General features: G+C 63.1%; 15 protein-coding genes. 5 read left to right on the top strand and 10 right to left on the bottom strand.

The features are described from left to right. The first annotated feature begins 47 nt into the window (after positions 1 to 47). A complete protein-coding gene (gcvA, locus tag HG549_RS10895) occupies positions 48 to 947 on the top strand; it encodes a transcriptional regulator GcvA (RefSeq protein ID WP_170029503.1) in 900 nt (299 codons plus the stop codon). Between the two features lie 108 nt (positions 948 to 1055). Here the strand turns inward: gcvA and HG549_RS10890 are convergent, their stop codons facing one another. The 5 genes from HG549_RS10890 to HG549_RS10870 form a co-directional block, all read right to left on the bottom strand. After that, complete coding sequence (locus tag HG549_RS10890; RefSeq protein WP_170029502.1) at positions 1056 to 1787, bottom strand: hypothetical protein; 732 nt, start codon at positions 1785 to 1787, stop codon at positions 1056 to 1058. Between the two features lie 399 nt (positions 1788 to 2186). After that, complete coding sequence (locus HG549_RS10885; protein WP_170029501.1) at positions 2187 to 2546, bottom strand: cupin domain-containing protein; 360 nt, start codon at positions 2544 to 2546, stop codon at positions 2187 to 2189. Further along, on the bottom strand, positions 2543 to 3136 hold the full coding sequence (locus HG549_RS10880; RefSeq protein ID WP_170029500.1) for a GNAT family N-acetyltransferase: 594 nt from the start codon (positions 3134 to 3136) through the stop codon (positions 2543 to 2545). Before HG549_RS10880 ends, HG549_RS10885 begins: the two co-directional genes overlap by 4 nt. Before the next feature lie 308 nt (positions 3137 to 3444). Continuing rightward, entirely contained in the window at positions 3445 to 3831 is a 387-nt protein-coding gene (locus HG549_RS10875; protein WP_170029499.1) for a cupin domain-containing protein, read from the bottom strand. Positions 3832 to 3903: 72 nt separating this feature from the next. Then, positions 3904 to 4728, bottom strand: a complete 825-nt coding sequence (locus HG549_RS10870; RefSeq protein ID WP_170029498.1) for an AraC family transcriptional regulator — start codon at positions 4726 to 4728, stop codon at positions 3904 to 3906. Positions 4729 to 5186: 458 nt separating this feature from the next. Between HG549_RS10870 and HG549_RS10865 the strand changes: the two genes are divergently transcribed. The 4 genes from HG549_RS10865 to HG549_RS10850 are packed head-to-tail and all read left to right on the top strand — an operon-like array spanning position 5187 to position 9088. Further along, positions 5187 to 6596, top strand: coding sequence for a circularly permuted type 2 ATP-grasp protein (locus HG549_RS10865; RefSeq protein ID WP_170029497.1), 1410 nt, complete (start codon positions 5187 to 5189; stop codon positions 6594 to 6596). 3 nt (positions 6597 to 6599) lie between these two features. Next, complete coding sequence (locus HG549_RS10860; RefSeq protein ID WP_170029496.1) at positions 6600 to 7550, top strand: alpha-E domain-containing protein; 951 nt, start codon at positions 6600 to 6602, stop codon at positions 7548 to 7550. Beyond that, positions 7547 to 8326 (top strand): transglutaminase family protein, encoded by a 780-nt coding sequence (locus HG549_RS10855; RefSeq protein WP_170029495.1) that lies wholly within the window; start codon positions 7547 to 7549, stop codon positions 8324 to 8326. The genes HG549_RS10860 and HG549_RS10855 overlap by 4 nt, the downstream gene beginning before the upstream one ends. 39 nt (positions 8327 to 8365) lie before the next feature. Further along, complete coding sequence (locus HG549_RS10850) at positions 8366 to 9088, top strand: proteasome-type protease (protein ID WP_170029494.1); 723 nt, start codon at positions 8366 to 8368, stop codon at positions 9086 to 9088. A 320-nt stretch (positions 9089 to 9408) separates the two neighbouring features. Here the strand turns inward: HG549_RS10850 and aroE are convergent, their stop codons facing one another. Genes aroE through HG549_RS10825 form a run of 5 tightly spaced genes read right to left on the bottom strand, consistent with a single transcriptional unit; the run spans position 9409 to position 13247 of the window. Beyond that, complete coding sequence (gene aroE, locus HG549_RS10845) at positions 9409 to 10227, bottom strand: shikimate dehydrogenase (protein ID WP_170029493.1); 819 nt, start codon at positions 10225 to 10227, stop codon at positions 9409 to 9411. After that, positions 10224 to 11456 carry a CaiB/BaiF CoA-transferase family protein gene (locus HG549_RS10840; protein WP_170029492.1) on the bottom strand — a complete coding sequence of 411 codons (1233 nt, stop codon included), beginning with the start codon at positions 11454 to 11456 and terminating at the stop codon, positions 10224 to 10226. The genes aroE and HG549_RS10840 overlap by 4 nt, the downstream gene beginning before the upstream one ends. After that, a complete protein-coding gene (locus HG549_RS10835; RefSeq protein ID WP_170029491.1) occupies positions 11453 to 11908 on the bottom strand; it encodes a MaoC family dehydratase in 456 nt (151 codons plus the stop codon). Before HG549_RS10835 ends, HG549_RS10840 begins: the two co-directional genes overlap by 4 nt. Further along, a complete protein-coding gene (locus tag HG549_RS10830) occupies positions 11905 to 12303 on the bottom strand; it encodes a VOC family protein (protein ID WP_170029490.1) in 399 nt (132 codons plus the stop codon). The genes HG549_RS10835 and HG549_RS10830 overlap by 4 nt, the downstream gene beginning before the upstream one ends. After that, complete coding sequence (locus tag HG549_RS10825) at positions 12300 to 13247, bottom strand: ketopantoate reductase family protein (protein ID WP_170029489.1); 948 nt, start codon at positions 13245 to 13247, stop codon at positions 12300 to 12302. The genes HG549_RS10830 and HG549_RS10825 overlap by 4 nt, the downstream gene beginning before the upstream one ends. Positions 13248 to 13261 lie beyond the last annotated feature (14 nt).

Raw genomic sequence — 13261 nt, 5'->3', positions numbered from 1 at the left:
GCTGACAAACGCTTTAATTGTGCGTCTGATGTCAGTAAATTAGACACATGATCAGCGACCTCCCCCCCTTGAACGCGGTCCGGGCCTTTGCCTCTGCCGCGCGCCATCAAAGCTTCAGCCGTGCTGCCGAAGAGCTGCATGTCACCCACAGCGCCGTCAGCCGCCATATCCGCCTGCTTGAAGAGCACCTGGGCGTACTGCTGTTCGAACGGCGGAATCGGCAGTCGGTACTTACCCCGACCGGCCAGGCCTACTACCAGCAGATCAGCCTGGGCCTGGCGCAAATCGCCAACGCCACCCAGGCCCTGACCGGCAGTAGCGCAGCGCGCAAGGTGATCATCAATGTGCGCCCGTCCTTTGCCGTGCGCTGGCTGATCCCACGGTTGCCCGATTTCATGGCGCAGTTTCCGGAGATCAAACCGGAGGTGGTGACCAGCACCCTGGCCCCGGATCCGTCGCGTGAAGCCTTCGATGTGGTGGTGCGCCGTGGCAGCTCGGGCTGGGCGGCCGAGCTGGAACCGAACGTGCTGCTCGAGGATGACCTGCTGCTGGTGGCGGCCCCTTCCCTGCTGCAGGCGATACCGGTTCAGGCGCCAGCGGATGTGCTGCGCCATACCCTGCTCTCGGGCAGGACACGCAGTGGTGATTGGCAGGCCTGGTGCAAGCTGGCCGGAGTCAGCCAGGCAAGGCAGCAGCCGGCACTGCAGTTCGATCACATGCACCTGGTGCTGCAAGCGGCCGTCGACGGCCTTGGCGTGGCACTGTGCCCGGCCTCGCTGCTGGGCAAGGACCTGGCTACCGGCCGCCTGTACAACCCCCTGCCCCATCTACGCCTGCCTTTGACTCGCTATTACTATGGCGTGTCGCAGGATGCGGTGGCCGAAACCCAGGTGTTCATCGACTGGATGTTCTCCCGGTTCCAACACGACAGCGGTGCCCTCGCCTGATTTACCAACGGTCTGGCGCCGGGAGTCGACAGCGGATCAGGAAAGTGATTGTAGCAAAATAAAAGAGTCACGCTCGGCGTGACTCTTTTATTTCAGCGGACTGCGTGTTTAAAGTGATTGCAGAGAAATACTGGCATTGGTCGAGTCCTGCGGACTGTCAGCGTCCATCCAGACCCACTGAGTACCGTCACCTTGCAAGTTGTTACTGATACTTTGAATCTGCGTTGCCACAATATTGACCGCACCGGGTTGCGAAGCGGTAGGCCCGATATTGGTGACTTGCCCTGCCAGCAAGCCGTTGGACGTTTCATTCACAACAAACACTGTCGCAGCAGCTTCGCGGAACTGGCACGAGATAAACTGGGTGATCTTGCTGACGATGGTCAGGTTCATCCATTTTGACGGCGGCACCGCATAATAGCGACTGTATTTGTTGAACGGATATTGCTCGCCGTTGGCCTGCAAGGGGTTATTGTTAAGGCCGCTGGTGTTGGTCGGCATGCTGGTACTGCCCAACCACAGTTCGACCTGGGCCATGCCACTGTTGCTGGGTAAGGAGACCGAAATGGTCTGGGTGTCGGTACCCGAAACGAAGCCCATCGAGGCCAACCCTGCGTTAGCCGTGGTGCCTGGCACGGTAATGAGTGCCGGAGGCTGGCTATTGCTCCATACCACATTGACGGTGGCATTGTTGTCGTTCCCCGCCGAGTTATAGAGGAAAATCCCGTATATCTGACCCGGGCGTAACGTGGTGCAGGTGGCGGTATCCCCTGGATTCAAAGTGATGCGTTGGCCACCATTCCAGTTGATTTGTGATGCGGCGATAGCGAAGCTTTCCATTTGGATAGTCCTTTAATAGATCCGTCATGATTGGCGCGCGTACATCCTTAATATCCGTTGCGCGATTACGAGCTTAGCCACTTGGTAAAAAAAGGCTATGGCGCGATTAGAATCATTGGCGATTAGTGAAAAATGGCTAAAAGCCATTTATCTTTACCAATTAAACGCCAGCTCTTTCCATGCAAATGGATAGTGCAACAATGCCGGTAATGACAAATGGATGCCTGCTACTTTTCGGATGCTACTAACTGTTCCCAGCGCTTCAGTTGTGCGACCAATGGCACGCCGTCGCGTTTCCCACCATTGGGAATACGCCAGTTGTGAGTGCGACCTTGTTGCGAAGGGGCTGCGCAGCAGCCCCGGCAGTTTTCAGACAGACGCAGAAACGCGCCCCCCTGCCTAGTTCGTGGGCAACAGGATGACGAAGTTCTTTTTCATGTCTTCCAGCACGGTCCATTTGCCCTTGGCGCCCGGTTCGATAATGAACGTGTCGCCAGCGGCCAGCGCGATGGGCTCGCAACCCTCAAGCTCGATGACGCAGCGTCCACTCAGGACATGGCAGAACTCCCACACTTTGTAGTCGATGCGCCACGCGCCGGTGCTGGCTTGCCACTCTCCGGAAATGCGCCCTTGCTGTTCATCGTGATAGTACTTGGAGGTCAGCGTATGAGGGCTGCCTTCCACTATCTCTTCAAAAAAGGGCAGGTCGCGCAGCGGTTGGATATCCAGTTCGCGGAACACGGTCAGTTTCTGGGTCATGGCGTTTTCTCGAGCACGTTGTGGGTAGGGCGATACATCAAATAGGCTTCACCGGTTACGCCCAGCATCGGGTGCGGAACGATCTGGCAGGTTTTAACAATGTGAAAACCGTGACGTTCGTAGAACCGGCGTGCACCGTGGTTTTCTGCATAATCGATCAGGCATAGCCCATCCAGGCCAGCGTCCTCGGCGCGCTGCTGGGCGTGGCGAAGAAACTCGGCGCCCAGCCCCTGGCTGCGCCAGGCCTCATCCAGGGCCAGGCTGGATATGTACAAGGTGTCAGGTATTTCCATGTCGGCATAAGGCGCCAGGACCGGGTCTGTCTCGACAGGCCTGTCAAGGGTCTCGCGCAAGGCATAGCTATGCATCATGCCGATCACGCGTCCATCGAAAGTGGCCATCAGGCAGTTCTTGTAAGAAAAGTCGCCCTGTTCCCTGGCATAGCGAGATGCACCGACACTCAGCAATGCTTCTCCAGGTGCGGCAAGCTTGCTCCATATGTAATCGGCCATGCCTTCCGATGTCAGTTGAAAGAAGCGCGCAATATCGTGCGCGTCCGAGGCTTGAGCGGGTCTGAAGTCGATAGGCACGTACGGTGCTCCCACGGGATCGGGTGATTGGTTTTCAAGGATTACGCCTTTGACAGGGGGGCAGCGTAGGCGGGTTGAACGGCTGCCATCATGCTCGGGGCGAACACCGTCAGCACGGCGTGCGACGTTGCCCAAGCTCAAGGGTACGTGGCCGTCCAATGGCTCAGGGCTGGTGAATCGATCGTGCAGTTGCCGGCGGTGAGCGGCGCAGCGGCGCAGCTGCCCCACTATCCAGAAGTCTGCAAGGGGTCGAAGCAGTCATTCACCCTACCGCTCTTGCCCCCTGAAACACTTCGCCGCTGGCCGCGTCAGATCCAGACGTCATTCAGGGCCGTTCGCTCCCCTCCTTCATGACCGGTATTCAACACACCGCGCGGTTCGATCATCATCAGTTTCGCTTCCGCCAGCGCCGCTGTCCTGTGCTTGACGCCACGCGGCACCACGTACAGTTCACCGGCATTCACATGAACGCAGCCCTGCGGGAGATCGATGCGCAAGACGCCTTCGAGTACCAGGAACGCCTCATCGGTTTCCGGGTGCGAGTGCCAGATGAATTCACCTTCGATGCGCACCACCTTGAATTGGTAGTCGTTCATTTCCGCGACCACCCGTGGGCTCCATTGTTGTTCGATCAACCCAGCCTTGTAAGCCAGGTTGACAGGTTGTGACAGGCGTTGTTGATGGGCTTCGGACATGACAGATCCTCTCTGGTTGGAACGCTCAGGCTAGCGAACGCAAAGCAGGCTGCTCTTGTACGATCCTGCAACTCAGCGGGCAGGCCGCAAGCGCTCCAGCCAACGCAGCGGCGGTACGCCGTAGGTGCGGGTGAAGTGCCGGGTCATGTGGCTCTGATCGTGAAAACCAGCAGCGAGGGCGGCGTCGACCAAGGTAAAGCCGTCGAGGATCAGCCTGCGAAAACAGTCCAGGCGTCGTAGCGTGACAAAACGGTAGGGGCTGGTGCCGTAAAGGGCACGAAAATCCCGTGACAAACTCCACCGCTCACGCCCGCTGGCCTGTTCGAGCATCTCCAGCGTGATGCCTAGGTGAAGGTGCTCCATGATGAACCCCCTGGCACGCTCGGCCGCGCGGTAGTCCAGGCGTTTGCGGCCGCGTGGCTTGCCGCCGACCGCACGCAGCGCCATTGCCAGGTCGTACAGGGCGTCCTGCGCTTGCAGTGTTTCCAGAGAATGATCCAAGCCCTGCACAAAGGCCTCGCTGGCGTTGTACAGGCGCGGGTCACAGGACAATCCGCCAGCGATGAAAGGCAACGGCTCGCCGCCCAGCACGTTCTGGATCAACGCCGGGTCGATGTAGGCCATACGGTAGCGAAAGCCCATTTCGGTGCCCGCCATGCCGTCATGCACTTCGTCAGGGTGCAACACCAGCGTGTTGCCAGGCACACCGTGGCGCAGCGCCCCTTTGTAGTGAAAGCTCTGCACACCGGCCAGGGTACGGCCGATCGAGTAGGTATCGTGACGATGCGGGTCGTAGCCATGGCCGCCGAACCACGCTTCGATGCGCTCCACGCCGCCTGGCATGGTGCTGCGGATGACCCAATCGGAGGGGGCCGACCTCTCTGCCTGTGCTTTCATCAATACTCCTGCCGCGACGCCGCCATCCAGTGGCTGCGCGCCATCCTATTTCAGAAAGCGGCAGGCACCCAGGCCATTTTTTTTGCCCAATGGTCGCCCTCGGCGCCGACAAGCACCAACTCGGGTCAAAACCTGCCGCCAGGCGCAGAACGCGCCTTTTTGATGCATGCCCGCCGGCAGCCCCGCACATAGCCCGGTCCCAGGCGTGCGCTGCGCAACTGTAACCAGCACAGAAAATCGCCCTGATTCAAAGGGTTGCCGCTTATTCACCAGCGCCACCGCGCTGTGCCGGGCTTTCGGCACCTTCATTGCAAAGGCTTGTTGCAGGCAAGACGCACTTGCTCGAACGAACCAGAGGCTCACCACAGACACAGGACCCACCTACCCCCGCAAGGCTGCACCGAGAAATTTGTAAATGACCGCAATGAAGCTGCCGGCAACGGTGGCAAGGAGTGGGTATGTCCCGGGCATTTTTCAATGAAATGTACGAAACGAACGGCAGTTGCCGCCCGCATTACCAGGAGTTCGCCCGCTGGTTGGCCAACACCCCGCAGGAGTTGCTGGAGCAACGTCGACGCGAAGCCGACCTGCTGTTCCACCGCGCCGGTATCACCTTCACCTTGTACGGTGACGAACAGGACACCGAGCGCCTGATCCCCTTCGACATCATCCCGCGCAGCATTCGCGCCAGCGAATGGCGCATGGTCGAGCGCGGCTGTATCCAGCGCGTGCAGGCCCTGAACCTGTTCCTGGAGGATATCTACCACGACCAGCGCATCCTCAAGGCCGGTATCATCCCGCCAGAGCAAGTGCTGGCCAACGAGGGCTACCAGATCGCCATGCAGGGCCTGGGGCTGCACCGTGGCCTGTATGCCCATATCGCCGGCGTCGACCTGGTCCGCGATGGCGATGGCAGCTACTTCGTGCTGGAAGACAACCTGCGCACCCCCAGCGGGGTCAGCTACATGCTCGAAGACCGCAAGATGATGATGCGGCTGTTCCCCGAGCTGTTCGCCGCCCAGCGTATCGCCCCGATCGACCACTACCCCAACCTGCTGCTGGACACGCTCAAGAGCGCCAGCCCCTTGGACAACCCGACCGCCGTGCTGCTGACCCCCGGCCGCTTCAACAGCGCCTATTTCGAACATGCCTTCCTGGCGCGGGAAATGGGCATCGAGCTGGTCGAGGGCGCCGACCTGTTCATCCGCGACGAGCATGTCTACATGCGTACCACCGCCGGCCCGCAGCAGGTCGACGTAATCTACCGTCGCCTGGACGACGATTACCTCGACCCACTGTCGTTCAACCCTGACTCGATGCTGGGCGTGCCGGGGCTGATCTCGGTGTATCGCGCCGGCAACGTGGTGCTGGCCAACGCGGTCGGCACCGGGGTGGCAGACGACAAGTCGATCTACCCCTACGTCGCCGACATGATCCGCTTCTACCTGAGCGAAGAGCCGATACTGAACAACGTTCCCACCTGGCAGTGCCGCCGGCCGGCCGACCTGTCGCATGTGCTGGCCCACCTGCCCGAACTGGTGGTCAAGGAAACCCAGGGCTCCGGTGGCTACGGCATGCTGGTCGGGCCGGCGTCGACCAGCGCCCAGATCGAGGCGTTCCGTGCCCGCATCAAGGCCCGCCCGCACGCTTATATCGCCCAGCCCACGCTGTGCCTGTCCACCTGCCCGACCTTCGTCGACAGCGGCATCGCGCCGCGCCATATCGACCTGCGCCCGTTCGTGCTGTCTGGCAGTGAAACCCGTCTGGTGCCAGGCGGCCTGACCCGCGTGGCGTTGCAGGAAGGCTCGCTGGTGGTCAACTCGTCGCAGGGCGGCGGGACCAAGGACACTTGGGTGGTGGAGGACTGAACCATGCTTTCGAGAACCGCTTCCGACCTGTACTGGATGTCCCGCTACCTGGAGCGCGCGGAAAACCTGGCGCGCATGCTCGAGGTCAGTTATTCGCTATCACTGATGCCCCAGGCCGGGCGCAGTGATGGCCATGCCGAGCTGGCCATGTCGCTGCTGGCGTCGGGTACGCTGGACGACTACCGCCGCCGCCACGGCGAGCTCGACAGCGAGCGCATGCTGCACTTCTTCGCCCTCGACGCGACCAACCCCAGCAGCATCTATTGCTGCCTGCAGGCGGCCAGGACCAACGCCCACGCGGTACGTGGCCGGATCACCGCCGACATGTGGGAGAATATCAACGCGACCTGGATCGAGATGCGCAACATTGCCGGCAATGGCCTTGGCCGTTATGGCATCAGCCAGTTCTGCGACTGGGTCAAGGAACGCTCGCACCTGTTCCGCGGGGCAACCTCAGGCACCATCATGCGCAACGATGCCTACAGCTTCATCCGCCTGGGCACCTTCCTGGAGCGGGCCGACAACACCCTGCGCCTGCTCGATGCCCGCTACGAAATGTTTGGCGAGGCCTCCGAAGAGGTCAGCGACGACTCGGCCCGCGGCTATTACCAGTGGAGCGCCTTGCTGCGCGCACTGACCTCCTACGAAGCCTTCAACGAGTTGTACCGGGCCGCGCCCAGCGCCCGGCCGGTGTCCGAACTGCTGTTGCTGCGGGTGGACGTGCCCCGCTCGCTGCACGCCTGCATCGAGGAACTGGACCAGATCCTTGCCAGCCTGCCCGGCAGCAACCGCCGCGCCGCCCAGCGCATGGCCGCCGAACTGAATGCACGCCTGCGCTACACCGCTATCGACGAAATCCTCGAAGCGGGCTTGCACCCGTGGCTGAGCGACTTCATCGGGCGCATCAACCAACTGGGCCAGGCGGTCCACCACTCCTATCTGGAGGTCGTATGAAACTGTCCATTCGCCACGACACCACCTACAGCTATGCCAGCGACGTGTGCAACAGCATTCAGTTCCTGCGCCTGACGCCGCGCAGCAGCGAGCGCCAGCGCATCGACGCCTGGCAGTTGGACCTGCCCTGCGAAGTCAAAGGCCAGATCGACCCGTATGGCAACATCCTGCACGTATTGACCCTGGACAAACCCCACGGCCACCTGGCCCTGACCGCCAGCGGCCAGGTGGAGATCGACCCGGAACGCGAGCAGGAGGCCGGCGAGCAGTCGCCATTGCCGTTCTTGCGCGGCAGCCACCTGACCCAGGCCGATGATGCGCTCAAGGCCTTCGCCAACCGCCACTGCGGCGAGCACCGCGACCGCGCGGCGCTGATCGGGTTGATGCAAGGGCTGGCCGAGCACATGCCCTACAGCCCGGGCGCGACGTCGGTGGGTACCACCGCCATCGAAGCGTTCAGCGGCGCTGCCGGGGTCTGCCAGGACCACACCCACGCCTTCCTCGCCTGCGCACGCAGCCTGGGGATACCGGCACGCTACGTCTCCGGTTACCTGTGCACCGAGGACGAGCAGCACCTGGCCAGCCACGCCTGGGCCGAAGCCTGGGTCGACGGCGCCTGGTACAGCTTCGACATCACCAACCGCCTGACCCGGCCAGAGCGTCACCTGAAGCTGGCCGTGGGCCTGGACTACCTCGATGCCTGCCCGGTCAGGGGCGTGCGCCGTGGCGGCGGTGCCGAATCGCTGCAGGCCCGCGTTCACGTGCATCGCCAGTGACAGGCGCTGCCCCATCATGGAAACCACAAGGGAAACAGCATGACCTACTGTGTCGCCATGCACCTGGCGGACGGGCTCGTCTTTATCAGCGATTCACGTACCAATGCAGGCATCGACCAGATCGCCAGCTTTGCCAAGCTGTTCGTGTTCGGTGTGCCGGGCGAACGCCTGATCGTCCTGCAGACCGCCGGCAACCTGGCAACCTCGCAGTCGGTGGTGAACCTGCTGCGGCAGCGCACCCGCGGGCCAGGCACTCACCTGCTGAACGTGGCCACGCTGTACGATGCAACGGTACTGGTAGCCGACACCCTGCGCGAAGTGGTCAGCCGCGATCGCAGCAAGTTGTCGGCCGGCATCGACCTGAGCAGTTCGTTCATCGTCGGTGGCCAGATTGCCGGCGATCCGATGGCCATCTACAACGTCTACGCACAGGGCAATTTCTTCCAGGCCACGGCGGACACGCCGTTCCTGCAACTGGGCGAAAGCAAGTACGGCCGGCCGATTCTGGACCGCAACCTGAGCTACCACACGCCGCTCGATGAAGCCTTGCGCTGCGGCCTGATCTCGTTCGACTCGACCATTCGCAGCAACCTTTCGGTGGGCATGCCGCTGGACCTGCTGGTGTATCACAAGGACAGCCTGGAAGCGCCGGAACGGCAACGGATTACCAGCGACGATGCCTATTACCAGCAGATCCGCAGGCAGTGGAGCGACGGCTTGAAACGGCTGTTGGCCGAGCTGCCCGCGCCGCCCTATGGCTGAATCGATACGGTGCTGATTCCCAGGCTGGCGCTGTATCTCTGTAGGAGCGGATTTATCCGCGAAGCAGGCGACGCGATGAATGGCACCGGCTGTGCCGGTGATCGCGGATAAATCCGCTCCTACAGGTACGGGGTCAACCGTAGGAGCGGATTTATCCGCGAAGCAGGCGACGCGATGAATGGCACCGGCTGTGCCGGTGATCGCGGATAAATCCGCTCCTACAGGTACGGGGTCAACTGTAGGAGCGGATTTATCCGCGAAGCGGGCGACGCGGTGGATAGCACTGGCCTTCCGGTGATCGCGGCATGCCCGCTCAGGGCCTATGCCAAGGGAATGGTCAGGCGATCGATCACCGCCCGGGTTTCCGGGCGTACCCCGCGCCACCAGGCAAAAGCCTCCGCTGCCTGTTCCACCAGCATGCCGACACCGTCGGCCAGGCGCGCCACACCTTGCCCCTGGGCCATGCGCAGGAACGGCGTCAGGCCTTTGCCATACGCCAGCTCGTACGCCAACCGTGTCTCACCCAGCACATCGTCCGGTAGCGGTGGCAGCTCACCAGTGAGGCTCGCGGAAGTGGCGTTTACCACGATGTCGAACGCCTGCCCCTGCAGCTCCTCGTAGCGGCTTATGCGCAGGCGCGGGTGATCCAGTTCGTTGCGCAAGGTCAGTGCCTTGGCCATGTCGCGATTGGCCAGCACCAGCTCGCGCGGCCCGGCCTGCAGGAACGGCAGCAACGCCCCGCGCACCGCGCCACCGGCGCCGAGCAGCAGCACCCGGCGATTGGCCAACGGCTCACCCAGGTTTTCTTCGATATCGCGCAACAAGCCGATGCCATCGAAGTTCTCGGCGTAGATCCGGCCACCTTCGAACTTCAGTGCATTGGCCGCCCGCGCCAGCTGTGCGCGCTCGCTGCGCTGGTCGGCCAGCTCGAACGCACGCAGCTTGAACGGCGCAGTGATATTCATGCCCAAGCCGCCCTCACTGCGGAACTGCAGCACCTGAGCCTCGAAACCCGCAAGCTCGCCCTCGATGGCGCCGTACGCCAGGGACTGGCTGGTGGCCTCGGCAAACAGACCATGGATCAAAGGCGACTTGGTGTGGTTGATCGGCCGGCCGATCACTGCATAGCGGTCGTTCATGGTGCATCTCCGTGGGTGAACAGCACACCGTCTGCCTGCATGGCGGTGATTTCTTCAGGGCTGAAGCCTAGCCCGGCGGCTACTTGGGCATTGTGCTGGCCCAAGTCCGGGGCCACCTGGCGGATCGTGGTATCGCAGTCGGAAAAGCGGAATGGCAGGTTCGGCAGGCGCAAGGTGCCGTAGCGCGGGTGCTGCTGCTCGAGCAGCATGCCACGCGCCTGGATCTGCGGGTCGGCCACCACCTCGTCGATGCGCTGCACCTTGGCGCTGGGGATGTCGACCGCATCGAGCAGCTGCAGGATATCCGCGACGCGACGTGCACCGACCCAGTCACGGACCACGGCGAGGATCGCCTGGCGGTGGCTGTTGCGTCCGTTCAGGCTGTGGTAACGGCTATCGCTGCCGAACCCGGGCGGGCCACCGTTGGCTTCGAGCATCGCGGCAAAACGCTTCCAGGCATCGTCGACCTGGGCGGCGATTACCAGGTCGCCATCGGCGGCGCGAAACACGCCGTACAGAGTGGAGGTCGGCATGTCATGGCCAGTCTGTTCGGGCAGCACGCTGCCGTCGGACAACGTGTAGCACTGCACCGCGTATTCATGCATCGACACCAGCGTGTCGTACAGGGCCATGTCGATGTGCTGGCCACGGCCACTGTTGACCCGGCCCAGCAGCGCCGCATTGATCGCCGCCACGGCATGAATGCCGGTGTACATGTCGCCCAGGGAAATGCGCAGCAACGGCGGCGCTTCGCCCGGCACGCCGACCATCTGCATGATCCCGCTCTTGGCCTCGGCGATCAGGCCGAAGCCGGCGCGGTGGGCATCCGGCCCGGTGTGGCCGTAGGCGGAGATCGAGCAGTACACCAGGCGCGGGTTGCGCGCCGCCAGCTCGGCATAGCCCAGGCCGAGTTTGTCCAGCGCACCAGGGCGGTAGTTTTCGATGAACACATCGGCCGAGTCGGTCAGGCGCTGCATGAACGCCTTGCCGCGTGGGTCCTTCATGTTCACGCTGACGCCCTGCTTGCCCATGTTCAGTTGCAGGAAGTAACCGCTCTGCTGATCGTCCAGGGTGAACGCGTGCTGGCGGCCGGCATCGCCGCTGCCAGGCCGCTCGACCTTGATCACCTCGGCCCCCAGCGCGGCCAGGCAGCGGCCCACGTAGGGCCCGGCGAGGAAGTGGCTGTAGTCGATGACGCGGATACCCGCCAATGGCAGTGCCTGGCTCATGCCTGCGCCCTCCGCGGCACCATCAGCCGGTGCTCGCCCCGTTGCACGACTTCGCCGTGCTGGTTGATCAGTTCCGATGGCAAGACCACGATGCCCCAGCCCGGGCGGCTGTTGCTCGGGCGCATCGCCCCCACGCGCATGCGCACGTGCAGCACATCGTCGACCTTGATCGGCAGCACGAAGTCCCAGGTCCAGCCCAGCGACATGCCCGGCACGAAGCGGTACTCGCACTGGGTCTTCAGGCCGTCGGCGATCGACAAGCCAAACAGGCCATGGGCAACCAGGCAGCCGAAGTGGCTTGCGTTGGCATACGCCTCGTCGACATGTACCGGGGTGTGGTCACCGGTGAGGTCGGCGTAGGCCAGGATGCGTTCGCGGGTCACGGTGTAGCTGGGGCTGATGCATTCATCGCCTTCGCGGGCATCGTCCCAGTATTTTTCCACCACGCTCATGCCTGCACCTCCGCGCGCGGGTCGATGGCCAGCGCCTGGGCAACGCACTGCGCCGGCCGTGCCTGGATGAATTCGACGGCCAGGCCGTCGGGCAGGCGCAGCCAGTTGCGGCCCTGGGGCATTTCACTGACACCGAAACCTTGGGCGGCCGCCAACACAGGCTCGAGGTCCTCGCACATGATGCCCAGGTGCGCCAGGCGCCCTTCCGGGCCGGCGAAGTCCGGCTGGTGGATGAACTGCAGGCCGCCGAGGGTCCAGTATTGCGCAGGCTGCTCGACATCGCCCTGGACCTCGCGCATGGTCATGCCGCACACCTCGCTGAAAAAGCGGATGTGCCAGTGGATGTCGCGCACCCAGAACGCAACGTGTTCAAGGTAGGCTTTCGGCTGGCTCATGAATGACTCCCCTTGTGCTGATCGGCCATGGCGCGCTCGATACCCTTGATACAGGCCACCAGGGTCGCGTTGACCGGCGTAGCCACGCCGTGGCGCTGGCCCCAGCGCACGACGGAGCCGTTGATGAAATCGATTTCGCTGACCGAGCCCTTTTCCAGGCTCTGCAGCATCGAAGTGCGAAAGCTCGCCGGCAGGCCTTCGGCGGCCAGCCGCCACGCGGCGTCCGGGTCGGCAAGGCTCAGGCGGATACCGGCGCGTTCGGCGACGGCGATGGCTTCGGCCACCGCGGCCTTGGCGGTGCTTTCCAGCAGCGGCTCGCTGTACAACTGGCCATAGCTGAGCCGGGTAATGCCGCTGAGCGCGCCAGTGGCGACGTTGACCAGCAGCTTGTCCCACATGGTGCCGAGAATGTTGTCGCTGACCGTGGTGGCGAGCCCGGCGCCGTTGAATACTTCGGCGATGGCCTGCACCCGTGGGGTGCGCCTGCCATCAAGCTCACCAATGAACGTCTGCTTGCCGGCCACTCCGGCACGGATCGCGCCCGGCCCCAGCAGCACGCCGCCGACGTAGGTCTTGCCTGCCAATACCCGCTGCGGGCCTACGGCCTCGGCCAGCAGGTCTTCGTGGCCGAGACCGTTCTGCAGCGACAGCACCAGCGTCTGCGGCCCGATCAGCGCGGCTGCCCCTGCGATCGCCTCGCGGGTGTGGAACGACTTGACCAACACCACCACCAGGTCGGCCACACCGACATCTTCGGCGGCGCAGGCCGCATTCACCTGTACCTGGCGCACGCCGCGCTCGTCCTGCACCTGCAGCCCGTGCCGCTGCATGGCCTCGACATGTGCGCGGCCACGGTTCAACAACCAGGTTTCATGCCCCGCCTCGCTCAAGGCTGCACCGATGGCGCAACCCAGCGCGCCGGCGCCCAGAATGCAGATTTTCACGTCGCAGACCTCCT

It is taken from the genome of Pseudomonas sp. SK (assembly GCF_012975065.1).
GTDB lineage: Bacteria > Pseudomonadota > Gammaproteobacteria > Pseudomonadales > Pseudomonadaceae > Aquipseudomonas > Aquipseudomonas anuradhapurensis.
This window is presented reverse-complemented; position numbering and strand designations above follow the sequence as displayed.